Genomic DNA, 23974 nt, shown 5'->3' with positions numbered 1-23974 from the left:
TTGCGTTTGTTGACGTACGTCAGGATTAACTTTTGTTTATGGTGAGCTATAAGTCAAGCTTATTTTCCTACTACAGTAGTGAATGTATCTGCTATATGTTTACTGAACGCAACGTGGTTTTATTAAGTAAAGTTATGGAACCTTTTGAGTGGTACTGTTTCTCATAAATATGACAGCGGGAGAAAAGCGTTGTTTTGTCAGCTAGACTTGGAAATCAAGAGCGGTGGAGTTCAAACCGGGTACGAAAATGACTTTGAAGTTGAAGTCGCTCCCCCCGAGCTACAGCCGCCTGCCATGTATCAGGTTATTCTAATGAATGATGATTTCACCCCGATGGATTTCGTTATTCAGGTGCTTGGGCAGTTTTTTTCTCACAGCCAAGAGTCGGCTACCGAGGTAATGCTTCAAGTTCACCATCAAGGGCGTGGCGTGTGTGGGATATACACGCGCGACATTGCAGAAACCAAGGTAGCCTGTGTGAATGAATTCTCACGACGTAACCAGCACCCCTTGCTTTGCACCATGGAAAAGGTCGAAGGCTAGGCGAGTTTCGCTTTCGGTCCGTTTAAACCCAGGAGTCCTTTCTTCATGCTGAGTAAAGAACTTGAACAAACGTTAAATGCCGCATTCCGACAAGCTAGGGAAAAGCGGCATGAGTTTATGACAGTTGAGCATTTATTACTGTCCTTGCTAGATAACCAAGCTGCTGTAAGTGTATTGAAAGCGTGCGGTGTCAATATCGAGAAAATCCGCGCTGATTTGACCAATTTTGTTGATGAAACCACACCGTTAATTCCTAGTGATGATAACGACAGAGAAACCCAGCCCACCTTGGGTTTTCAGCGAGTACTGCAGCGAGCGGTATTTCATGTTCAATCTTCTGGTAAGAAAGAAGTAACGGGTGCCAATGTATTGGTGGCCATTTTTAGTGAACAGGAAAGCCAGGCTATTTACTTCTTACGCCAACAGCAGGTAAGCCGTTTAGATGTTGTTAATTGTATCTCGCATGGCATCTCGAAAATCGAAGATGACTCGTCAACTGCTGATACTGATTCTTTGTTAGATGAAGAGTCGGAGCCAAGTAATAAAGGTTCTTTGGAAAATTTTGCGGTTAATTTGAATCAGAAGGCGCGAAATGGCGTTATTGATCCATTAATCGGTCGGGATAAAGAAGTCGAAAGAACTATTCGTGTGTTATGTCGTCGCCGTAAAAACAATCCTTTGCTAGTGGGTGAAGCAGGCGTTGGTAAAACAGCGATTGCTGAAGGCTTGGCAAAGCGAATTGTTGATGGGCAGGTTCCTGAAGTAATTGCTTCTGCAGAAATTTACTCACTCGATATGGGTGCCTTATTGGCAGGCACTAAATATCGCGGTGATTTTGAAAAACGTCTGAAGAGCATTTTATCTCAACTGAAGAAACATCCCGGTGCGATTTTATTTATTGATGAAATCCATACCATTATCGGTGCCGGTGCTGCGTCAGGTGGTGTGATGGATGCATCTAACTTGATTAAGCCCGTATTGGCTTCGGGCGATTTGAAATGTATTGGTTCAACTACTTTTCAAGAATATCGCGGCATATTTGAAAAAGATCATGCGTTGGCGCGACGCTTTCAGAAAATTGATGTCAATGAGCCAGATGTTTTTGACACAATCGCTATTCTCAAGGGTCTCAAAGAACGTTACGAAGAGCACCATGGGATTAAGTATGCCAATGTTGCCATTAAAGCTGCAGCAGAGCTTTCGGAAAGGTTTATTCGTGACCGACGTCTGCCGGATAAAGCGATCGACGTTCTAGACGAAGCGGGTGCCCGACAACAGCTATTGCCAGTATCTAAACGACGTAAAACAATTGGTTTGGCCGAGATTGAATCGATCGTTGCTGATATTGCTCGAATCCCGCCAAAAACTGTATCTGCCAATGATCGTGAAAACCTTAGAAATCTCGAAAGAGATCTCCGTTTGGTTGTCTTTGGTCAGGATGAAGCGATCGACCAACTGGGTTCATCCATCAAGATGGTGAGAAGTGGCCTAGGCGGTGATGATAAACCGATTGGTTCTTTCCTTTTTGCGGGTCCTACGGGCGTTGGTAAAACCGAAGTGACGCGTCAGTTATCAATTCATCTAGGGATTGAGCTAGTTCGCTTTGATATGTCTGAATATATGGAAGCCCATACGGTCTCTCGTTTGATTGGCGCGCCTCCAGGTTACGTTGGCTACGACCAAGGTGGTTTGTTAACTGAGGCGATCGTTAAGAACCCTCACTGCGTATTGTTATTTGATGAATTAGAAAAAGCGCATCCAGATGTATTCAATCTGCTGTTGCAGGTAATGGATCACGGTACGCTGACCGATAACAATGGTCGTCAGGCTGATTTCCGAAACGTTATCATTGTCATGACAACCAATGCTGGTGCTGAAGAAATGACGCGCAAGGGTATTGGCTTTACTTCGCTAGAAGCATCAGGTGATGGCTCGGCTGCATTAAAGCGGACTTTCTCGCCAGAATTTAGAAACCGTCTTGATGGTGTGATTCAATTTTCTCACTTGCCGTTGGAAGTCATCCATAATGTGGTCGACAAATTTATTATTGAATTGGAAGTGCTGCTGGAAGGTAAGAACGTAACGCTAGATGTCAGTGCGGAAGCTCGTGCTTGGTTAGCAGAAAAAGGATATGACCGGGCCATGGGAGCTCGCCCCATGGCTCGTGTCATTCGTGACAAGCTGAAAAAACCTTTGGCAGAAGAGCTGTTATTCGGAGAGTTAGCAGGCGGTGGCCATGTCAAAATTGACATGGATGAAAATGCCCAGTCTCTGGTATTCAGATATTCAGCCTTGGCCGAAGCTTAATACTAGCGGCTTCGGAAGGTGATTCTTCCTTTGCTCAGATCGTAAGGGGTCAATGCCACAGTGACCTTGTCTCCGGTTAGGATGCGGATGTAGTTCTTACGCATCTTGCCGGAGATGTGAGCGGTGACCACATGCCCGTTTTCAAGTTCTACTCGAAAGGTGGTATTAGGCAGGGTGTCGATCACCGTTCCCTGCATTTCAATGCTGTCTTCTTTTGCCATATCAGGTCTGTTGAATCCTGCAAGGGGTTAAAATTCAGGTCGCAATAATGCACCAACTGCAAGGGGATTTCAAAGATCCATATCGGCATTGTGATTCACTGGCTCTGAGATCCACTGCTTTCTGTTAAAAAATTCCATTGGTGGGTAGTTTTTTTTGTATGCCATTTTGCGGCAATTTTCGATCCAATATCCTAAGTAAACATAAGCTAGTTGGCTGCTTTGGCAGTGCTCGATCAATCTTAATATGATGAGCTTGCCAAGGCTTAACTGGCTGAAATCTGGATCGAAATATGAATAGACTGCCGAAAATCCATCGTCGAGGCAATCGACGGCTGCACCACAAATCAGTAGGCCTTCCGAAGTACGAATTTCTAGCAGCAATTGAGGGATATCGCCGCAAATTAAAAAGCTTTGATACTGCTGTTCTGACGCTGGGTACATATCACCATCAATGTGACGAGCTTCGATATATTTCTGATAGAGGTAGTAGTGTTCTTGGGTGAATTTCATTGGAACTAGCTTCCAATCAAGCAATTTAGCCTTCCTGAGAATTTTTTTCTGACTATTGCTGGGTTTGAAATCTCGACAGATCACACGACATGACATGCACTTGTTACAATGATTGCAATGTGGTCGATAAAGCAAAGAGCCGTTACGACGAAAACCATTTTGGCTTAATTGGCTGATTAACGAGCTGTTAATTTTAATCGCTGGGTCGACAAACAAAGATCGAGATTCTTCTTGTTCCAAATAGTTGCAGGTTTGCTCGCTAGAAAGATAAAGACGAATGTTCATTCGGACCAACTCCATTGCAAGTTCCATTTTCCAGTGCGATCAGGTTGCTGGCGATTATCAGCTAGCATGCCTAAAAACTGATCGCGATTAATTTCAATTGCGCCCATGCTGGCTAAGTGTGCCGTTGGTAGCTGACAATCGATCAAATCAAATTGCCAGCTTTGCAATTGGCCCGATAAATAGACCAGTGCGATTTTTGAAGCATCGCTCACTCTGGAAAACATCGACTCGCCAAAAAACATCCTGCCCAGTGAAACACCGTAAAGACCACCGACTAATTGCTGATCTTGCCAAACCTCTAACGAATGAGCGTAACCTAGCTGATGAAGATTTTGATAAGCTTCGATCATTTCCGGACTTAGCCAAGTGCCAGGTTGATCATCTCGAGGGGCAGAGCAGGCTTCGATGACTCGATCAAATTCTTGATCCATGGTGACATGAAGTTTTTTTTGTCGAAGACGTTTTGCCAAAGAGCGAGAGACTTTCACTTGCCCCGGATAAAAAACGCATCTGGGGGCAGGGCTCCACCAAAGAATTGGATCATCTTCACCATACCAAGGGAAAATACCGTTGCTATAGGCGCTAATTAATCTTTTTGGTGACAAATCACCGCCAGCGGCGAGTAATCCATTGGGCTCATTCATCGCCATTTCCGGGCTGGGAAATAGAGCGCTATGCTCGTCAAGCCAGAGAAGTCGGTTCATTGAATCCTTAGTGTTTGGGGAGTGATATTGGTTAAACGGTTAAGTTGCGAACTTACAAACAAAATAGATTTACCTGTTAATCGCTAGATTTGCTAAAAATAGCCGATCTAGCGCGATAGATAAAAGACCGCTGAATCGGTTTGTTAGCCCAGAAAGACAATTGATGTCCCACTGATGTGTTCCAGTTGTTTCATAAAGCCGTATAGATTTATACAATGATTATCAGCATGCGGAAACAAGGACGCCTCAGCTATTGTTTGGTAAAACCACAACACCTACTGTGAAAACAGCAAATAGCCCACCATCAGCAGCAATGCGATTGACTGAAGCTTTGGTCATTCTCCTGTTGGCTTTGGGGTGCTTTCTTTTCCTAGCATTGATCAGCTATTCATCCCAAGACCCCGGATGGTCTCATACTGGCTTTAATGCTCAAATAACAAACTGGGCCGGATCTAGCGGCGCTTGGTTTGCAGACTTAGCATTCTTCCTGTTTGGTTTTTGCGCCTATGGTTTGCCATTAGCGGTTGCCTTGTTGGCCTGGAAATTAGGCCGGCATAAGTTACAAAGTTTGTCAGAGGACGATTATTTTTTATTGTCGATTCGTTTAGCTGGCGCTTGCTTGGTATTACTCACGGCACCGGCAATCGAGTTTATCTATTTCCAAAATATGCTGTCATGGCTGCCAAATGGCCCAGGCGGCGTGTTGGGTACTGGTTCAACTCATTGGTTGATGGATAGTCTAAATTTGGCTGGCGCATCAATTTTATTGTGGGCGGTGTTATTGACAGGCGTGACGCTTTTAACCGGGTTTTCTTGGTTGGGCTTTGTCGATAATTTGGGCAGTAAAGCGATTGAGTTGCTAGAAAAGCTAAAACAGTTTCAGCGTGATCGTACTGAAAAGCTGCAGTTGGAAAAAACTGAAGCGGAAAAGTTACAAGCAGAAGATCTTAGTATCGGCAAAATTATCAGCGATCCGTTGCGGGTAAATAATCCGTTGGTAGAAAAGCAGTCGCTGCGGCAAAAGCGAAAAGAAATGTTTCCCCGTCAGCCGTCAGGAGATGTACCGCTAGAAACTGCTTCCCCAGAAATCATTCCGCCTGCAAAACCAGTTGAGAAAAGTAAAAGAGCCATCAAGGAGCAGCAGAAAGATTTGTTCCCAGAAGATCAGTCTGGCAATCCACTTCCGCCGCTATCTTTGTTAGACATCGCTGGAACGACCGATCGCAAACAGATTGCTCCTGAAGCATTGGATGCCATGTCGCGGCTGGTGGAGTGCAAGCTGTTAGAATTCAACATTGAAGCACGGGTCATTGAAGTTCACCCAGGCCCGGTGATTACCCGTTTTGAAATGGAGCTAGCGCCGGGGATCAAAGTTAGTAAGGTTTCTAATTTGTCTAAAGACTTGGCGCGTTCACTATCTGTAACCAGTGTGCGAATTGTCGAAGTGATTCCGGGCAAACCATATGTAGGTTTGGAAATTCCAAACGAACAGCGCGAAATTGTTCGTCTATCAGAAATCCTGTCATCTGATGTATTTGAAAAAGCCAGTTCACCGCTTTCTATGGGCTTAGGTAAAGATATTTCTGGTGAATCGATCGTGGTTGATTTGGCAAAAATGCCTCATTTGTTAGTAGCTGGAACTACCGGTTCCGGTAAGTCGGTCGGTCTGAATGCCATGTTGCTGAGCTTGCTTTATAAAGCCGGGCCAGATGAAGTTCGCCTAATAATGATTGACCCTAAAATGCTCGAATTAGCCGTTTATGACGGCATCCCACACTTACTTTGCCCAGTAGTGACCGATATGAAAGAAGCAGCCAGTGCCTTGCGATGGTGTGTCGGTGAAATGGAGCGCCGTTATAAATTAATGGCCACACTGGGTGTTCGAAATATTAATGGTTTTAATCGTAAAGTTACCGATGCGCAAGAAGCTGGTCAGCCATTGTTTGATCCACTATGGAACCCGGAGCAAGGTGGTGACAGTGCGCCTGAGTTAGAGGCGTTGCCGTATATTGTGGTGGTGGTCGATGAGTTTGCCGATATGATGATGATTGTCGGTAAAAAAGTTGAAGAATTAATTGCTCGCATTGCCCAAAAAGCCCGTGCTGCCGGTATTCATTTAATCTTGGCAACTCAAAGGCCGTCGGTGGATGTGATTACTGGTTTGATTAAAGCCAATGTGCCAACTCGAATGGCTTTTCAGGTGTCGTCGAGAATTGATTCTCGAACCATTCTTGATCAGCAAGGTGCAGAGCAACTGTTAGGTATGGGCGATATGTTGTACTTGCCACCAGGAACCAGTCACACCCTGCGAGTGCATGGTGCGTTTGTTGCTGATGATGAAGTGCACAAAGTGGTTCAAGATTGGAAATCTCGTGGAGAACCTGATTACCTTGAGGACATTCTCGACGAATCAGCGTCTAATGCGGTATTCCTACCAGGTGAGCAATCAAGTGAATCAGGTGGGGAAATGGATCCACTGTATGATGAAGCAGTGCAAATTGTACTTGATAGCCGTCGGGCTTCAATTTCCAGCGTTCAACGCAGATTGAAAATTGGCTATAACCGGGCGGCACGATTAATTGAAGATATGGAAGCTGCGGGTCTGGTCTCGCAAATGCAAACGAATGGCCAGCGAGAAGTGTTGGTTCCATCCCGTAAGGAGTAGTTAATGAGAAGTAAGTTATGGATCTGTCTGCTGGCGTTTTGGTTGCCGGTAACAGCCTTTGCGGGTGATGCCGATCAACTGAAAGCATGGTTGGCTAAAGTCGACCAGTTGCAAGCTAGTTTTGATCAGCAAACACGATTAGAAAATGGCCAGTTAGCTGGTAGTCAGCAAGGCCGTTTCTGGTTGCGTCAGCCATCTAAATTCCGTTGGCAAGTAGACGTACCTGACGAGCAAGTGATTATTGCTGATGGCCGTAAATTATGGAATTACGATCCGCTGCTAGAACAAGTAATCGTTCAAGATCAATTTGCGGTATTAAGTCAAACGCCAGCAATGATTTTATCTAATCGGGGTACTCAGTTAGAGCAGCATTTCAAGGTAGAAGCTGAAGCAGATGATTGGCTTAAGTTAACCCCGCTAAAAGAAAATAGTCCTTTTGAAATTATCCGTTTACGGCTGGATAGTAAAAAAGGTTTAACCGACATGGTGTTGTTTGATCAACTCGGTAGCGAAACCCGTATTCGTTTTGTTGATCTGGAAATCAACCCATCGATTGACCCAGCAAAATTCCGCTTTACTGCACCAGAAGGTGTGGATTTAATCGAACAATGAGCCTGTTTCATTCGCAACCTGTCTATCAGCCGCTCGCGGCGAGAATGCGCCCCAAATCTTTAAATGATTATTTCGGCCAGCAACATTTGCTGGCTGAGGGCAAGCCATTGCGCCGAGCGTTAGATAGCGGCCGGCTTTATTCAATGTTGCTATGGGGGCCACCAGGCACTGGTAAAACTACCTTGGCGAGGATGTTGGCAGAAGCTGCAGGTTGTCACTGGATTACTTTATCGGCGGTTTTATCCGGCGTGAAAGAAATTCGTATCGCCATTGAAGAAGCAAAAATGCAGCAAGCGGCTGGCCGAACTACGGTTTTGTTTGTTGATGAAGTGCATCGCTTTAATAAAGCCCAGCAAGATGCTTTTTTACCGCATGTTGAAGACGGCACTTTGCTGTTTATTGGCGCGACCACTGAAAATCCATCGTTTGAAGTCAATAACGCGCTGTTATCTCGCGCCCGAGTGCATTTGCTAAAACAGCTTGCGCCAGATGAATTGCTGGAATTAATTGATCGATGCATGACCACTGAACAAGGTTTGGTTGAGCGCCAAGTTGAGTTTCCACTGCCGATGCGCCAATTGTTGGCCAATGCGGCGGATGGTGATGGTCGCCGCTGTTTAAATTTGCTAGAAATTATTTTTGATCTGGTGGATGACGGCCAGTCAATCAGTGAAGTTGAATTAGCTGAAGTGCTCGGTGAGCACGCTTTGAGATTCGATCGTAAAGGTGATGGTTGGTACGATCAAATTTCTGCGCTGCACAAATCAGTTCGAGGCTCATCTCCCGATGGCGCTTTATATTGGTTTAGTAGAATGCTGGAAGCTGGCTGCGACCCGCTGTATATTGCCCGTCGTCTGGTTGCAATTGCCTCGGAAGATATTGGAAATGCAGACCCACGAGCAATGAGCGTAGCGCTCAATGCTTGGGATGCTTTTTTGAGAGTCGGTACAGCCGAAGGTGAACGGGCGATTGCCCAAGCGGTCATTTATCTGGCGTGCGCACCGAAAAGTAATGCGGTGTATACCGCATTTAAAGCGGCTAGAGTCGATGCTCGAGAAAATGGCTCGCTAGATGTACCGGTTCATTTGCGCAATGCGCCAACCAAAATGATGCAGGAAATGGGCTTTGGTGCCGAATATCGCTATGCCCATGATGAGCCAAACGCTTATGCTGCTGGGCAACGTTACTTCCCTGAGCAATTGGGCGAACAACGTTATTACTATCCAGAACCGAGAGGGCTGGAAGTAAAAATTGCTGAGAAAATATCCTGGTTGCAAGCGCAAGATGCTGCTGCAGGCAAGGATCAATACTAATAACCTTGTGCTCTTTGCTATAAGACAGCTCGATCTGTCCTTTGGCCGTGCTAATCTGGGTTCAATTTGTTTTAGGCCATTGCCTGCTGGATAAATTGAAATAGCAGGCAGTAAAGAGCCCAATTACGATAACCGGTCTGTTTGCTGGATGCGCCAAGCGTATCGAGCCAGAACCAGAAATTGATTTTAAGTTGCCGGAAATATACTGATGCTGGATATCAAACTACTAAGAAGTGATATTGACCAAGTCGCCAAGCGACTTGCCGTTCGAGGATTTGTGCTGGATACCGAGCGTTTTAGTTCGCTGGAAGATCAACGTAAGCATCTGCAAATTGAAGTGCAGGAATTACAAGCGCTGAGAAATACCAAGTCCAAGAATATCGGTAAGGCGGTTGCGGCGGGTGAAGATATTCAGCCTTTAAAAGCCGAAGTAAGTGAGTTAGGCGATCGTCTGGATGCAGCGAAGGAAAGCCTAGATACTATCCAACAGCGTATCAACGCTTTAATGGCCACCATTCCAAACATACCCCATGAATCTGTGCCTGAAGGCGCCAATGAAGACGATAATGTTGAGCTGCGCAAATGGGGCACGCCAACAGAGTTTTCCTTTGAGCCAAAAGACCAAGTTGATTTGGGCATGCCAATTGGCATGGACTTCGAAGTCGCAACCAAAATTACTGGTTCGCGCTTTGTGGTACTAAAAGGCCAGGTTGCTCGTTTACATCGTGCTTTGGCGCAATTCATGCTGAACACTCATGTCGACCAACATGGCTATCAGGAAGCTTACGTTCCTTATCTGGTTAACCCAGATTCGTTACGTGGCACTGGCCAGTTGCCGAAGTTTGAAGAAGACCTGTTTAAAATGCAGGGCGATAAGAATTTGTACATGATTCCTACCGCAGAAGTTCCAGTAACCAACCTAGTGCGTGATGAGATTGTTCCAGCTGAAGATCTGCCATTACGATATGTTGCCCATACGCCTTGTTTCCGTAGCGAAGCAGGTTCTGCCGGTCGTGATACCCGCGGCATGATTCGCCAACATCAGTTCGACAAAGTTGAATTGGTGCAAATGGTCCATCCAGAAACATCTTTCGAAGCATTAGATCAATTGCTAAGTCACGCCGAAGCTATTTTGAAAGCGTTGGAACTGCCATACCGCGTGGTCACTTTATGTGGTGGCGATATTGGTTTCTCTGCAGCAAAAACCTATGACATCGAAGTATGGTTGCCAGGTCAGCAGCAGTATCGTGAGATTTCTTCTTGCAGTAATACTGAGTCTTTCCAAGCCCGTCGAATGCAAGCGCGTTTCCGTAGTCCAGAAACCGGCAAACCTGAATTACTCCATACATTGAATGGTTCTGGTTTAGCGGTTGGCCGTACCTTGGTTGCTGTTTTGGAAAACTATCAGCAAGAAGACGGTTCTATCCGAGTACCGGAAGTTCTGCTGCCATACATGGGTGGCCTAAAAGTATTGAAAGGCTAATCTAAATGGATTTCCTTCCAGCATTCCTGGATTTGAAAACCCGCACCTGCCTAGTGGCAGGTGGTGGAGAGGTGGCCAGCAGAAAGCTGGCCCTTCTTTTAAGGGCAGGTGCAAAAGTAATTGTGGTGTCTCCAGATATTAATTCGGAGATACAACAATTTATTGATTCGGGTGAAAAACTTTACTGGCACAAGAAGAAATTTGCTGCTGGCGACATTACAGCCAAAACATTGGTGGTTGCTGCAACCAGTGATTCGGCTGTTAACCAAGAAATTTCCAAGCTATGCCAGCAAAATAATATTCCGGTTAATGTGGTTGATGCACCAAAGCTATGTAGTTTTATTATGCCAGCTATTGTCGATCGATCGCCTATTTTGGTGGCGGTTGCCAGTGGCGGTAGTGCGCCGGTGTTGGCAAGGTTAATCCGCTCTCGCATCGAAGCTTTATTACCTTCCTCAACGGGTGCAATGGCCAGCCTAGCAGACAAATACCGCTCACGGGTTAAATTGGCATACAAGTCATTGGCCCTGAGAAGGCGGTTTTGGGAAAATGCTTTTGAAGGAAAATTCGCCGAATTAAATGAGAAAAACCTTGTAAAAGATGCGGAAGAGTTATTGGTCGATCAGATCGGTATGCCGATTTCGCAGCAAGGTAATTTGGTTTTAGTCAAAGTATTTGGTCAACAGGCCGATCTTTTTTGTTTTCGAGCGCTGCGTTTAATGCAGCAAGCCGACCATGTTTTCTACAGTGAAAACTTCCCCCCTGAATTGCTTGATCTAGTACGCAGAGATGCTGGTCGCGAAGCATGGTCTGACGATAGCTTAGCGAATGTTTTTCAAAGAGTTGATTCAAACGAACGAGTGGTTTGCTTAATAGATGGCTATTCACAAGTTGCTGGAGAAATCGCGCTAGAAACAGAGAAAAGACCGATTGATTTTTCATTAATCAATGGCAGTACGGAAACAACTGTCAATTAGAAATGTGTGATGTAACGCCCAGAAAAGTGACAAGTGACAGTGTTTTTGATTGACACGGTCGTGTAACAAAATAAAGTAGCTACTGAAAATAATTACAAAAAGAATTGCAGTACTCATGTCTTATTCCCTGACGTGTAGGGTGCAGTACCCCGCTAATAAAAAGAATGATGTTCCCTTGGAGCTGTGCAGATGAAAAAGAAGGTTCTTCCTGCACTGATCGCTTCTCTTATTGCTTCTCCGGTTTTCGCCACGGAACTGCCATTGCAGTTAAATGGTTTTTTAACTGTCGGCGCGGCAAAAAGTGACAACGATGCAGTCAGCTATTCCACATCTATTAACGATAAAGTTAGTTTTGAAAATGATACCCGTGCCGGTTTTCAAATAACCTTTGATGCCAGCAATGATTTATCTTTTGTAGCGCAGTTTATTGCCGAGGCAGAATCCCTGGGAGGGGAAGAAAGCTGGGATAACCGCGCCGATTGGGTTTATGGTCAATTTCAATTAACCGATGATGTGCTTGTTCGTGGCGGCCGCTTGCGGATGCCAATTTTCTTAATGTCTGATTATCTGGAAGTAGGTTACGGCCTACCTTGGATACGCCCCCCCGCCGAAGTTTATAGCCAGATCCCTTGGGAAGCCTATGAAGGTGTTGACCTTTTATGGTTTAGCCAATTGGGTAATCTGGATATTTTATTCCAGCCATTGGTTGGAACGGTTAAACAAGACATTCCAATTGCAGGTTTACCAGCTAAATTTCGGGTTGATGACGCTTACGGCATGAACTTCAGTATTGCCAGTGAACACTTAACGCTGCGTGCCGGTTATGTACAAGGTGATATCACTCTAGAAGCCCGTGCGTTTGGCGCGCTAAATACAGTGATTGGTTATGAAGAGCTTTACTGGCTTGGTGAAGGCACTCCTCAGAATAGTGAAAATAGAATTGCTTTAGGTTTGCTTGCGAATGGTGCTACTCCTAGCGACTTGGTTGATAGTTCTGGAACTACACCTAGACCTTCAGCTTTATTAAAAGCCGCACTCCCATACCAAGCCTCAATAGAAGGCACTGGTAAATTCCTTGGTTTGGGTGCGCAGTATGATGATGGTCATTGGTTGGTTCTAGGCGAATGGACGCAGCGTAAAGTATCGAATTCACCGCAAATTGCCGATACCACTGGCTGGTATACCACTTTGGGTTATCGCTTCGGTAATTTAATGCCGCATATTACTTATGCCAAGTTAACAACCGATGAAAAAGATGCGCCAACACTGATAGCTAATGATCAGAAATCCATTACAGCCGGCATCCGCTATGAACTAGATGACGCGGTATCGCTCAAGTTTGAATGGCAAAGAACTGAGGCCAGTAATGATTCAATCGGTCGCTTCTACGATTCAGGATATTCCTATCAAGTTGTGACCGATGTCCAATCGGGTAACAATCCAGCGGATACCGATAATCGTGCAGTAAATGCCAAAGCAGACCTAATCAGTATTGCACTGGATGTAGTTTTCTAAACCGGGCAAAGACCTGAGAGAAGGATAAAAAGATGTACAAGAGGATTCTCGCATTGGCGCTGTTGGGCGCAGCTACCACTAGTGCTATGGCTGAAGTAGCTTTGATTGCTCATCCAGGTATGGCAACTTCCTATGTCACGCAACAAGAAGTTGCACGTCTGTACATGGGGAAGTTACGCACTTTGCCTGGTTCTGGGCGTTTAAAGCTGATTAATTTACCGGCAGAAAACCCAACTTATAAAGAATTTTATTCCAAGGTGGTTGGCGTTACCCCAAGTCAGGCTAAGTCAGCTTGGTCACGGTTAATTTTTACTGGCAAGGCCAGAGCTCCGAAAGAAATGGTGAATGCCAAATCGGTGGTGGACCAGGTTGCCGAATACCCAGGATATATTGGTTATGTTGATGCCAGTATGGTTGATTCCCGGGTTAAGGTTCTGTTGAAGGTGGAGTAGTCCTAAATGAAACAGAAACTTTGTAAATTATCTTTAGCAGTGTTGTTGGCAACCGCTTTGCCTGCTTCAGCTTACGAGCTGAATGGCTTTGCTTCGTTAGTTGCTTCAAAGACCAATAATCAAAAATATACCTTTGACGATATTTCTAATGATCTGAATACCGATCAAGATACCGCTTTAGGTTTGCAGTTTGGTTTTGATCTCACCAATAAATCCAGTGCAACAATTCAATTAGTTGCCCGTGGTGATGACAATTTTGATGTACGCACTGAATGGGCGTTTTTAGCGCACCGATTCAATGACAACCTGACCTTAAAAGGCGGTCGCTTAAAGTTACCGATCTTTTTAATTTCAGATTATCGTGATGTTGGCTACGCCTATCCATGGATTCGTCCGCCATCTTCGATTTATGACACTTTTGTTGTACCTTTTGCCAACTTCAATGGTTTAGATCTGGTCTATCGAATGCCTGTCGGTTCGATGGATTTATCACTACAGGCTTTTGGCGGTAGTGAAGAATTCACCGGAACCACAGGTACTACGCCAATTCGCTTGAAAACAGAAAAGCTTTATGGTTCATCGATTAATCTTTCTGGCGATATATTTCAATTGCGAGCCAATGTTGGCCGATTAGAAGGTCCATTGAAAGATGATGCAGGTAGGCAAGTACCTGTGCTAGAAGCCGATGTAAAAACGGATTTTTTTGGTGTTGCACTGTCGATTGATACCGGTAGTTGGCTTTGGATGAGCGAATATGTCCAGCTCGATCATAAGCCCGGTGATGGTCGAATTTTTGATACTTCAAACAATACATACGAAAACATATCGAGTCTTTATGAAGATTTTGAAGGCTGGTATGCCACGTTAGGTTATCGAATTACCAACAACACCATGCTGCACTATACCCATTCAGCTTATTCCAGTGATGATGTAGCTGGGACTACTGCCAGTGGTATTAAATTTCCGATTGGCTTTGAAGGGCGAAACAGAACCCTTGGGTTACGCCAAGAACTAGATAATGGTGTGGCATTAAAAATGGAAGCTGAATATGCCGAAGCAGTTAACAATAAAAGTGCCTTTTTTACCGATAGCAATAATGACACGCTATTGCCCAACTCTGGTGATGTAAATGTTTGGATTTACAGCATTGGCCTGGATTTAACTTTCTGAGAAATAAGTTATGCAGCACAAGATAAAAAACGCACCTTTGAAAATAGCCGCGCTTGCGTTGTCATTATTTTCAATTCAAGCGGTGGCGGATATTTCAGTAATTGTGCATCCGGGCAACGCGGTCTATTTAAATAAAGACGATGTTGCCAGGCTGTTTTTAGGCAAACAGCATAGCTTTAAAGATGGTTCAGTTGCTGTGCCGGTTGACCAAAATGAAGGTTCTGAGATTCGAGATCAGTTTTATGTGGAACTGGTAAATAAAAATGCCAGCCAGCTGAAGTCCTGGTGGGCACGATTAATTTTTACTGGTAAAGGTTCGCCTCCAAGAGCAGTTGGAACCAATGATAATGTGGTTCTTTTGGTAGGCTCCAATCCAAACATGATTGGTTATGTCGATTCCGAAAAGGTAGATAAATCAGTCCGTGTAGTACTGACGTTGGATTGATTGGGGATGTCATGAAACAACCAATAATTAAAAAAATACGCATTCAAAAAAGTTTGTTAGCAGTGGCAATTGCAGCTAGCTTACCTTTTTCAGCTCAGGCGTTAGATGGGCTAACCTATAACGGTTTTGGCACCATCGGTGCCGCCGTTATCGGTGATTCAGAGACCAGTTATATCGGCGCTGATGCTATTCGCCAAGAAGAAGGTTTTGTTGACGATAAATTTTCTTTCGAAGCCGATTCAAAAGTCGGTATTCAGTTTGATTTTGCCATCAGCGAAAAAGCCGCATTCACCGCGCAGGTTTTAGCGCGCGGTCAAGACGATTATGACTTGTCTGCAGAATGGGCCTATTTAACCTGGAGCTTTTCTCCCGATACTGATTTACGTTTAGGGCGTACTCGATTACCGCTATTTCTGTACTCAGATACGTTAGATGTTTCTTATTCGTATCACTGGATTCGCCCGCCTTTAGAGGTCTATACCCATCCACTGATTAATAACAGCAATGGTTTTGATTTATTAAGCCGTTGGCAAATTGGTGGTATGGAATTAGGTGTTCAATTAATTGGCGGTCAGGCATCGGAAGATGTCAGCTTTGGTGAGCTTGATTACAATAACGTTATCGGATCAGCCCTTTCGCTAGAGGGTAATGGTTGGTTGTTGCGTGGTCTTATTGGACAAGTCGACCTAGATTATTCAGTGGAATCCATTTCGCCTTCAATTGCCTCAGCTATTGTAGCTAATGGCGGTGGTAATCAAGCAATGCAAGATGCGGCTGCCGCTGGCGCAAAGGGCCCTGAAGTAGTGTTTGATGATTCTGCCAAATTTTTCAATTTGGGCTTTCGCGGCGAATGGGGAAACTTTTTGCTGAGTGCTGAGCATGTTTGGCTGGAGTTTGATGGCAGGGTTGATGTTGATGCAGGCTCGCTGGATTTGTTATTAGCGAGTGGTCAAGCTTCTCCAGAACAAACACTGCAGTTGAATTTGCTTAAAGCAGCGAATGGTCAGCCATTAAGTCCTGATATTAGAGCGTGGTATGTATCTGCTGGTTATCGTTTTGGGAAATGGACTCCGCATCTGACATACGCAGAGACTGATGATAAAGGTGCACCACCTTCAGCACCACGATCTCCTTTTGGTGAGTATTCTAAACAAAACACAACAACTGCTGGTGTTCGTTATGATGCCGATGGTGGTTATGCAATTAAGTTTGAATATGCACACATTAAAGCGACTGAAAATAGTCGTGGCTTGTTTGGGCCAGGCGCAGAAGAGAATCAAAGTGACAATATGATCAGCATCGCGGTAGATACCGTATTCTGATTATTATCAAAAGCTAAAAACCAGCATTTATAATGCTGGTTTTTTTTGCTTAAAATCGCTCTAAATTGAATCTTTTGTGATTGATTGCTGGTAGACATAGATCATCAAGGCTAGTGGGTTGGTTAAATAAACTTGAGTGATAGATTTTAAGTTTATTGGAATTAAACCATGCAACAAGCAAGCTCATCGGCTGGTTTTTCATTTGATACCCCGTTACCAGAAAGGCTTAAATCGCTTAAGCAGCGTTATTTAACGGTAAAGCCGAGTATTACGATTGAACGCGCGCTTGCTTATACCGAAATTGTTGCGAAACACCCGGATCTTTCAAAAAATCTTCAACGAGCAAAAGGCTTTAAGCGTGCTTGTGAAATAGCGCCGATGATAATTCAGCCCGATGAATTAGTGGTTGGTCATCCTTGCGGTAAGCCAAGAGCGGGCGCTTTCTCGCCGGATACGGCATGGCGCTGGCTAGAAGATGAGTTAGAGACCATCAGCACTCGCTCCCAAGATCCTTACTTGATTGCTGAAGCGGATAAAAAAATCCTCAAAGATAAAATCTTCCCTTTCTGGAAAGGCCGCTCAATTGATGAAGCCTGTGAAAGTAAATTCAGGGCGGCAGGCTTGTGGGAGTTTTCTTCAGAAGCTTATGTGAGCGATCTTTCTTATCACCACACAAGTGGTGGTGGTGATACTAGCCCGGGTTACGATATTTTATTATTTACCAAGGGTGTAAGCGGATTAAAAGCTGAAGCTAAAGAATATTTAGCTAAGGCTTGCGAAGTACCATTAACCGACCGGTCTGATGCTACCCAGGAAAAAATAGTTTTTTACCAAGCAGCAATTGAAACTTGTAACGGTATTTTAATTTATGCCCAGCGGGTTGCCCAACATGCACGAGAATTGGCGCTGCAAGAGCAAAATTCTGTTCGAAAGGCAGAGTTGCTGAAAATTGCTGAAATCAATGAACGAGTGCCGGCGAATCCACCGAAAAGTTTCCATGAAGCCTTGCAAAGCATCTGGACTATTCAGTCGTTATTCTTATTAGAAGAAAATCAGTGCAGTACTTCACTAGGGCGCTTTGATCAGTATGTTTTGCCTTGTTTTATGGCAGATATTGAATCTGGTGCTTTAACGCTTGAGCAAGCGCTGGAATTAATGGGCTGTTTTATTCTTAAATGCTCAGAAATGGTTTGGTACACCCCGGAAGCAACTGCCACTTATTTTGCTGGCTACATGCCGTTTATTAATATCTGTGTCGGCGGACAAATGCGTGACGGTGGTGATGCGACAAATCCACTGACTTATTTAGTTATGGATGCGGTCAGGCTAACCAATGTTTACCAACCTTCCTTGGCTTGCCGGATTCACAATCAATCGCCGATCGAATATTTAAAGAAAATTAGCGATGTTGTGAAGGCGGGTGGTGGTATGCCTGCCTGCCATTTTGACGATGCCCATATCAAAATGATGTTGCGAAAAGGGTTTGATTTCGATGATGCGCGAGATTACTGCTTAATGGGTTGTGTCGAACCGCAAAAATCAGGTCGACTGCACCAGTGGACTGTGGGCGGTTTTACCCAGTGGCCGGTGGCAATCGAGTTTGTATTTAATCGCGGTAAAATTCTCTCTTACGATGGCTTGCCAGAAAACAATTTAAATGGTGATAGTCGTCAAGGGCTGGATAGCGGGCCATTATCTTCATTTACCTCCTATGACCAGTTTGATGCAGCGGTTAAGCAGCAGATCGAGCATGTTCTTCGACTAACTGCCAAAGGCACCATTATTAATCAGGAGTTAGTGCGAGATACTATGCCAACGCCTTACATGTCGCTATTTGTTAATGGTTGCATGGAAAAAGGTAAAGACGTAACTAACGGTGGGGCGGTGCTTTACGATGGTCCGGGTACTATTTTTGCTGGATTAGGCACTTATGTTGATAGTATGGCGGCGATTAAAAAACTGGTTTTTGATGATCAGAAATACAGTCTTGAACAAATCAAATTAGCAATGGACGCTAACTGGCAGGGCGCTGAGTTTGAAGAAATTCAAAGAGATTGCTTGGCTGCGCCAAAATATGGCAACGATGATGATTATGCCGATCTCATTGCAAAAGATATTACTGATTTTACTGAAAAAAGAATTAACCAGCATAAAACGTTATTTGCCCGAATGATTCACGGTACCTTGTCGCAATCATTCAACACCCCATTGGGTGAAATGATTGCTGCAACGCCTAACGGCCGAGCTGCCGGTGCGCCGCTTTCTGATGGAATGAGTCCATCGCAGGGTGCAGACAAATTTGGTCCCACGGCAGTGATTAAATCGGTCAGTAAAATTAATGTGGAATCTATGAGCCTAGGTATGGCGCATAACTTCAAATTACTTAAAGGCTCGCTGGATACGCCGCAGGGAGAGGCTGGCTTAGTGAATTTGCTAAGAACAGCGTCTGTATTGGGTAATGCGCAAATGCAGTTTAATTATCTGGACAATGAAACCTTGGTAAAAGCACAGAAAAATCCAGAGCAATATCGAGATTTAATGGTACGAGTTGCTGGCTACAGTGCTTTTTTTGTTGAGCTGTGCAAAGAAGTGCAAGATGAAGTGATTAGTCGGACCATGTTGTAGGGAGGTTGGTTTGTAGGTTTGATAAGCGCTAGCGAAATCAGACATCTAGCGGTAAATTCCAAAAGTGTCTGATTACGCCTTCGGCTTATCAAACCTACTTCATGCAATCATTTCCATTTAACTTGTTTTACAAACAACGAGCCGGTTTAGGCAATCCTGCCAATTTACTCGCCTGCTTGGCTGGCCCTTCCGGAAATAATTTAAACAGGTAGCTGGAGCTGCCTTTTTCCGGGCCATATTTTTCTTTGACTGCTTTTACCAGTGCGCGCACTGCTGGCGTAGTATCGTAAGTCTGATAAAAATCACGCATAAAATGAATGATTTCCCAGTGATTTTCAGTCAGTGCAATGCCTTCTTGCTCGGCAATGGCTGTAGCAACCTGCTGATCCCAGATCTTTAGATCTAATAAATATCCTTCTGGATCCGTTTCGATAGTCTGTTGATTTACCAATAAAGTCATTTTATTTCCAACTAACCGATTTTGAGTGTGTTTCGGTTAATTCAACCAGTTGCATCATATCGATCAATTGAATTTGATCCGATGTTAAAAGTGATTGATCAAAGCCACGGGCAATAAATTCATCGGCAATGACAAAACACTGGCTGGGTAGGTTTTGCTGGTGATCAATCGCAGCAGCCACGCCATTGCCGATTAATACCAAACTGTCTTGTTGATCAAAGCACCGCAGGCTGTTTTCCAATGCCTGGGGTTCAAAAACCAAATGCAAGCAATTAGCCAAGGTGCAGTACCTCCTGGTATTGCGTCAAAAAGGTGCTGAGTTGGTTTTGATCGAGAAGCTTCACTGGCAACAATAAATCTTGCTCAGTCAAACCAAAGCGCAGTAAATCTTGGCTAGCGACGTAGATTTCTTCGACATCGTAGAAGGGTAGGGTTTTTAATGCGCCATCAATGGCTTTGCTATCAATTAACTTGGCATTTTGCTGTTTTTTTAGCTGCAACAAACCTTGGCCCAGAAATAGCAAACTACAGTCTTGATCAAAAGCAGCAGCGACCATTAGCGCATCAAGACCTTCTCGGGATTCGATCGATTGCTGTGGTTGGCTATGAATAAATAAGAATTTTTTCATTAGCCAAAGCTCACTGTGCGATCAGATTCAACGCTGGCTTCAATCAACTGACCTAAACCAGTTAATGCCCAAGGTAACTGCACATTGCTGGAAGGCAGAGCATTGCGCTGGGCTTCTTTTGCATCGGTAATGCCGCGACGCAATGAGCCGGTAATACAAAGTGCCAATTCTAGCTGGTGTTTTAAGGCGAATTCGCGCCACTGAGACTCGATGCTGTTTTCATCAGCAGGTCGCCATTGTAAGGCTGAGGCGTTGAGAACACCGTCTTGATAAAAGAACACTCGAGCCAAATGATGGCCCTTTTCCAATAGTGCTTGGCAGAACTTCAATGCCTGAAGGCTTTGCTGTCCTTGCCAAGGAGCTTCTTTAATGACGATGGTATAGCTTAATGAAGTATTCATAGGATGCTTTGTAAACCAAAAAAGGCGCAACCGGAAGTCGATTACGCCTTTTGGACTAAATTAATTGACTAGCACGAAGGGGCTAGCGATTAATCGTCGTTGCCACTCAATGCCATCAAGATGCTCATCAGGCTAACGAAGATGTTGTAGATAGAGACAAACAAAGTCACCGTTGCCAAAATGTAGTTACGCTCGCCGCCATTGATGATCTCACCCGTTTGATAGAGGATTGCAGCGGAAGAGAACAGAATGAAACCAGCAGAAATAGCTAATTGCAGCGCTGGAATGTTCAAGAAGATATTGGCAACCATACCCAGAATCAGTACGAAGAAACCAACCATCATGAACTTGCCAAGGAAGCTAAAATCTTTCTTGGTGGTCAGTGCAATTGCCGACAACACAACAAAAATTGCACCGGTACCAGCCATTGCAGTCATGACGATTTCACTGCCGCCAGCCTGAATCACCATGTTGATCATTGGGCCTAGGGTGTAACCCATAAAGCCTGTCAGAGCAAAAACACTGGCAATGCCGGCTGCTGATTCGGCCGTTTTATGAGTTAAATACAGCAAACCATAAAAGCCTACCAGGGTGATGATAAAGCCAGGGTGAGGCAGGTTAAGTGCCATAGCCACGCCAGCTACCATGCCACTAAACAGCAGGGTTAAACCGAGTAAAAAGTAAGTGTTACGTAAAACGCGGTTGGTAGCGAGTGCTGAACCACCGGCATGAGAGATAGCTTGCTCTTGCATGATCACTCCTTGTGTTAATTTCAAAAAGAAGGATATTCGTTCACCTTTAGACAAATCAAGCGCTAGTTGTTCCGTTGTCACGATTTTTGCTTATTAATTGTGTGTCGCACCATTTGTTAATGGCGAGTCACTTAATTTCAGCAAGGTTAATCAAAGGAAATGCACGGTTAATATTTTCTAATGTGAATCGAAATAAGCCCTATTTAAGTCATGTATTTTATACGGCTTATATTGTAGCAGAATCACGTGATTCAAGGGTTGAGCGGAAAGAGTTTGCAATTTGTTTTTGCTTGGGTATGATACGCCGCATCGCTGGAGGGATGGCTGAGCGGTTGAAAGCACCGGTCTTGAAAACCGGCAAGGTTTAACGACCTTCTAGGGTTCAAATCCCTATCCCTCCGCCACATTTGAAACCCGTTGAAGCTTATGGCTTCAGCGGGTTTTTTTATGCCTGCGATTTGATGGCAGTTCTAAATTGGCTATATCAGAAGTTTCGCATATCATATGGAACCAATTAGCCTTGGGGCTAGTCGGACTGTTCATTATAAAATAGTTTTATCGCCTTATATGTTTTTGGAGAAACCCTTGTCTGAAGAAATCAATTACTCAGATTTGCAAACCATGTTGAAAGGTTTGCTGAGCGGGCATCGTGATTTTTTGATCAACAGTTCTCAGTTGACTGCTTTTCTATTTGATCAGTTACCTAATTTAAATTGGGCAGGGTTTTATTGGATGCGAGATCAGCAATTACTGCTCGGTCAGTTTCAGGGCAAACCAGCTTGTGTTGAAATTCCAATCGGTAAAGGTGTGTGCGGAACTTGCGCCGAAACCCGTCAAATTCAGATGATTGAAGATGTTCATGCTTTTCCAGGTCACATTGCCTGTGATGCCGCCAGTAATTCTGAGTTGGTGGTTCCAGTCATCGTTGATGATCAGTTGCTCGGCGTGCTGGATTTAGATAGCCCGAATATCGGTCGGTTCAATCAGCAAGATGCCGAAGGTATTGCTGGTTTGTTAGATATTTACCTTCAAGCAACACAGGTTGATCAAATCAAGTCCATTGCATTGAATTAATTGCCGCATAGATTCTGACATACTAAAAACGGGCTGGGTTTTATTAACTCAGCCCGTTTTTTATTGCAGTGTAATGTTGAAATTTCATGCTTAGCTTTTGGTTGTGTAGCTTGACAAGATACGTTGTCAAAGCGCTGCGTCGACAACCAGCCTCCTATCACCTCATGCTGCTAGCGCTTACCTTCTATTGCTGCCACAGGACAAAACTGTGTTTTATGCAGCCAACCATCTCAGAAAACCAATAATTTCACCTAAGAACTCTACAGGGACAGATTGCTCACCAACTGGGGTCGAGTTCTTTTGGTTAAATCTGCGTCACTCCGAACTGTATTGTTAGTATTAGTACGAAATAATAAGAAACGTCCCGATACTCAAATAAACATGACTGCGTAAATGATCTTTTTATAATTTTTTTTGTGAGGGAATAAAATACGGGTAGTTTTCGGACATAAAAAATCGTTTTGCTGGCTAGTTTTTGTAGAAAGGTATCTGTTAAAAGATCGCTTTAAATCTATTTTAAAATAGGCTGAAGTAAACAAGGTTTTTATTAGGATTCTCTTCAAAATTAACGATAAAAAGTATATCGTCAAATTATTGACTCAAGTGAGGCAGGCGTATATGCAACGATTAATTGCTATTTTACTGCTGTGTTCATTTTCTACGCTAGGGTTTGCTTTGCCAGTCAAAACTTGGAGCTTGGCTCCTGATCAATTGTCACTCGGTTATGGTCAGAATGTGGGTGATAAGCGCCTTACTGCACAAGATCTTCGGCTAGCATTGCAGTGGCAAGTAGTTGAGTGGCCAATTGCACATTCGGGTTGGCAGCTGGAAGGGCATTTGGTGACTAGTCTAAATCAATGGAACAGTTCACTTGATCCTGATAAAGCTTCCAGTTATGGCAGTAATTCAATTGCCGCCTTAATGTTACTGCCTAGCGTACGGCTAGCCAAAGCCTTCGGCCCATCGAATAATTTTATCGAAGCAGGTGTTGGTGGCGGTTTTATGTCGGGCAAGGCATTGAAAAAAAATGCTAATTCCCCAGTAGATAAAAGTTCGTCATTCAACTTTGAATTAATGGCAGGTGCGGGTAGCCGCTTTGGTAGTAGGCAGCAGTATGAAATTAATTTTAAATGGCTGCACTATTCTAATGCCAATATGAAAACACCTAACGAAAGCTTGAATTTCCAGGTGCTGAGTTTTGGCTATTGGTATTAAATGTTAGTAATTAACTGATTGGTTGATTTGATAGGCTGTTTTTTATTGCAAACAAAAACCTTTGATTAAAGATATATCTTGTCGCAAAGGCTGCTGTAGCTGGTTATTGACAATTAAAACAATTGATTGGGGTGGCTTCGTTTTGTAAGTATATATATCTTTTTCTAAGAACCTGTTTAGAATCTCTATGCTGTGAGATAATTACAATCAAAGTACTTATGTAGCAGCCTTTGATGTCCGAAAGACAGCCTTATCCCAGCGATGTAACCCGTGAAAAATTTGCCTTGATTTCTC

General features: G+C 44.1%; 23 protein-coding genes and 1 tRNA gene. 16 read left to right on the top strand and 8 right to left on the bottom strand.

What is annotated here, in order from left to right:
* The first annotated feature begins 189 nt into the window (after window positions 1-189).
* A complete protein-coding gene (clpS, locus tag DC094_RS00120; RefSeq protein WP_206605536.1) occupies window positions 190-543 on the top strand; it encodes an ATP-dependent Clp protease adapter ClpS in 354 nt (117 codons plus the stop codon).
* Window positions 544-588: 45 nt separating this feature from the next.
* A complete protein-coding gene (clpA, locus tag DC094_RS00115; protein WP_116685083.1) occupies window positions 589-2850 on the top strand; it encodes an ATP-dependent Clp protease ATP-binding subunit ClpA in 2262 nt (753 codons plus the stop codon).
* 2 nt (window positions 2851-2852) lie between these two features.
* Here clpA and infA read toward each other — a convergent pair whose 3' ends face one another.
* From infA to aat, 3 genes are all read right to left on the bottom strand, one after another.
* Window positions 2853-3071 (bottom strand): translation initiation factor IF-1, encoded by a 219-nt coding sequence (gene infA / locus DC094_RS00110; RefSeq protein ID WP_116685082.1) that lies wholly within the window; start codon window positions 3069-3071, stop codon window positions 2853-2855.
* Between the two features lie 69 nt (window positions 3072-3140).
* Window positions 3141-3866, bottom strand: coding sequence for an arginyltransferase (locus DC094_RS00105; protein ID WP_158527180.1), 726 nt, complete (start codon window positions 3864-3866; stop codon window positions 3141-3143).
* Entirely contained in the window at window positions 3863-4570 is a 708-nt protein-coding gene (gene aat / locus DC094_RS00100; RefSeq protein WP_116685080.1) for a leucyl/phenylalanyl-tRNA--protein transferase, read from the bottom strand. The genes DC094_RS00105 and aat overlap by 4 nt, the downstream gene beginning before the upstream one ends.
* 319 nt (window positions 4571-4889) lie before the next feature.
* Between aat and DC094_RS00095 the strand changes: the two genes are divergently transcribed.
* The 11 genes from DC094_RS00095 to cutC all read left to right on the top strand — a co-directional run bounded on the left by DC094_RS00095 (window position 4890) and on the right by cutC (window position 19149).
* Entirely contained in the window at window positions 4890-7235 is a 2346-nt protein-coding gene (locus DC094_RS00095; protein WP_422615572.1) for a DNA translocase FtsK, read from the top strand.
* Between the two features lie 3 nt (window positions 7236-7238).
* The gene (gene lolA / locus DC094_RS00090; RefSeq protein WP_116685078.1) at window positions 7239-7847 is read left to right on the top strand and encodes an outer membrane lipoprotein periplasmic chaperone LolA; all 609 of its coding nucleotides are present in this window, start codon (window positions 7239-7241) and stop codon (window positions 7845-7847) included.
* Window positions 7844-9160, top strand: coding sequence for a replication-associated recombination protein A (locus DC094_RS00085; RefSeq protein ID WP_116685077.1), 1317 nt, complete (start codon window positions 7844-7846; stop codon window positions 9158-9160). The genes lolA and DC094_RS00085 overlap by 4 nt, the downstream gene beginning before the upstream one ends.
* A gap of 208 nt (window positions 9161-9368) precedes the next feature.
* Window positions 9369-10643, top strand: a complete 1275-nt coding sequence (gene serS / locus DC094_RS00080; protein ID WP_116685076.1) for a serine--tRNA ligase — start codon at window positions 9369-9371, stop codon at window positions 10641-10643.
* Between the two features lie 5 nt (window positions 10644-10648).
* A complete protein-coding gene (locus DC094_RS00075) occupies window positions 10649-11620 on the top strand; it encodes a precorrin-2 dehydrogenase/sirohydrochlorin ferrochelatase family protein (RefSeq protein ID WP_116685075.1) in 972 nt (323 codons plus the stop codon).
* 189 nt (window positions 11621-11809) lie between these two features.
* Complete coding sequence (locus DC094_RS00070) at window positions 11810-13135, top strand: porin (protein ID WP_116685074.1); 1326 nt, start codon at window positions 11810-11812, stop codon at window positions 13133-13135.
* A 32-nt stretch (window positions 13136-13167) separates the two neighbouring features.
* A complete protein-coding gene (locus tag DC094_RS00065) occupies window positions 13168-13587 on the top strand; it encodes a phosphate ABC transporter substrate-binding protein (RefSeq protein WP_116685073.1) in 420 nt (139 codons plus the stop codon).
* Window positions 13588-13593: 6 nt separating this feature from the next.
* Window positions 13594-14757: a hypothetical protein gene (locus DC094_RS00060; protein ID WP_116685072.1), complete on the top strand. Its 1164-nt coding sequence runs from the start codon at window positions 13594-13596 to the stop codon at window positions 14755-14757.
* A gap of 10 nt (window positions 14758-14767) precedes the next feature.
* Window positions 14768-15202: a type 2 periplasmic-binding domain-containing protein gene (locus DC094_RS00055; RefSeq protein WP_116685071.1), complete on the top strand. Its 435-nt coding sequence runs from the start codon at window positions 14768-14770 to the stop codon at window positions 15200-15202.
* An 11-nt stretch (window positions 15203-15213) separates the two neighbouring features.
* Window positions 15214-16524 (top strand): hypothetical protein, encoded by a 1311-nt coding sequence (locus DC094_RS00050; RefSeq protein WP_116685070.1) that lies wholly within the window; start codon window positions 15214-15216, stop codon window positions 16522-16524.
* A gap of 168 nt (window positions 16525-16692) precedes the next feature.
* Window positions 16693-19149 (top strand): choline trimethylamine-lyase, encoded by a 2457-nt coding sequence (gene cutC / locus DC094_RS00045; RefSeq protein ID WP_116685069.1) that lies wholly within the window; start codon window positions 16693-16695, stop codon window positions 19147-19149.
* A 127-nt stretch (window positions 19150-19276) separates the two neighbouring features.
* Here cutC and DC094_RS00040 read toward each other — a convergent pair whose 3' ends face one another.
* From DC094_RS00040 to DC094_RS00020, 5 genes are all read right to left on the bottom strand, one after another.
* Window positions 19277-19609, bottom strand: coding sequence for a TusE/DsrC/DsvC family sulfur relay protein (locus DC094_RS00040; RefSeq protein WP_116685068.1), 333 nt, complete (start codon window positions 19607-19609; stop codon window positions 19277-19279).
* Between the two features lies 1 nt (window position 19610).
* Window positions 19611-19889: a sulfurtransferase complex subunit TusB gene (gene tusB / locus DC094_RS00035; RefSeq protein WP_116685067.1), complete on the bottom strand. Its 279-nt coding sequence runs from the start codon at window positions 19887-19889 to the stop codon at window positions 19611-19613.
* Window positions 19882-20238: a sulfurtransferase complex subunit TusC gene (gene tusC / locus DC094_RS00030; RefSeq protein WP_116685066.1), complete on the bottom strand. Its 357-nt coding sequence runs from the start codon at window positions 20236-20238 to the stop codon at window positions 19882-19884. The genes tusB and tusC overlap by 8 nt, the downstream gene beginning before the upstream one ends.
* Entirely contained in the window at window positions 20238-20639 is a 402-nt protein-coding gene (gene tusD / locus DC094_RS00025; protein ID WP_116685065.1) for a sulfurtransferase complex subunit TusD, read from the bottom strand. The genes tusC and tusD overlap by 1 nt, the downstream gene beginning before the upstream one ends.
* Window positions 20640-20728: 89 nt before the next feature.
* Window positions 20729-21391, bottom strand: a complete 663-nt coding sequence (locus DC094_RS00020; RefSeq protein WP_116685064.1) for a Bax inhibitor-1/YccA family protein — start codon at window positions 21389-21391, stop codon at window positions 20729-20731.
* A gap of 314 nt (window positions 21392-21705) precedes the next feature.
* On the opposite strand from DC094_RS00020, the gene DC094_RS00015 reads away from it, so the two are divergent.
* From DC094_RS00015 to DC094_RS00005, 3 genes are all read left to right on the top strand, one after another.
* Window positions 21706-21795, top strand: a tRNA-Ser gene (locus tag DC094_RS00015).
* 181 nt (window positions 21796-21976) lie between these two features.
* Window positions 21977-22465 (top strand): free L-methionine (R)-S-oxide reductase MsrC, encoded by a 489-nt coding sequence (locus DC094_RS00010; protein ID WP_241503932.1) that lies wholly within the window; start codon window positions 21977-21979, stop codon window positions 22463-22465.
* A 618-nt stretch (window positions 22466-23083) separates the two neighbouring features.
* Window positions 23084-23680: an acyloxyacyl hydrolase gene (locus tag DC094_RS00005; protein WP_116685063.1), complete on the top strand. Its 597-nt coding sequence runs from the start codon at window positions 23084-23086 to the stop codon at window positions 23678-23680.
* The last annotated feature ends 294 nt before the right edge of the window (window positions 23681-23974 follow it).

Origin of the sequence: Pelagibaculum spongiae (assembly GCF_003097315.1) — a bacterium.
GTDB classification, from domain to species: domain Bacteria; phylum Pseudomonadota; class Gammaproteobacteria; order Enterobacterales; family Pelagibaculaceae; genus Pelagibaculum; species Pelagibaculum spongiae.
The sequence above is the reverse complement of the archived record's forward strand: the minus strand, read 5'-3'. Positions and strand labels throughout refer to the sequence as shown.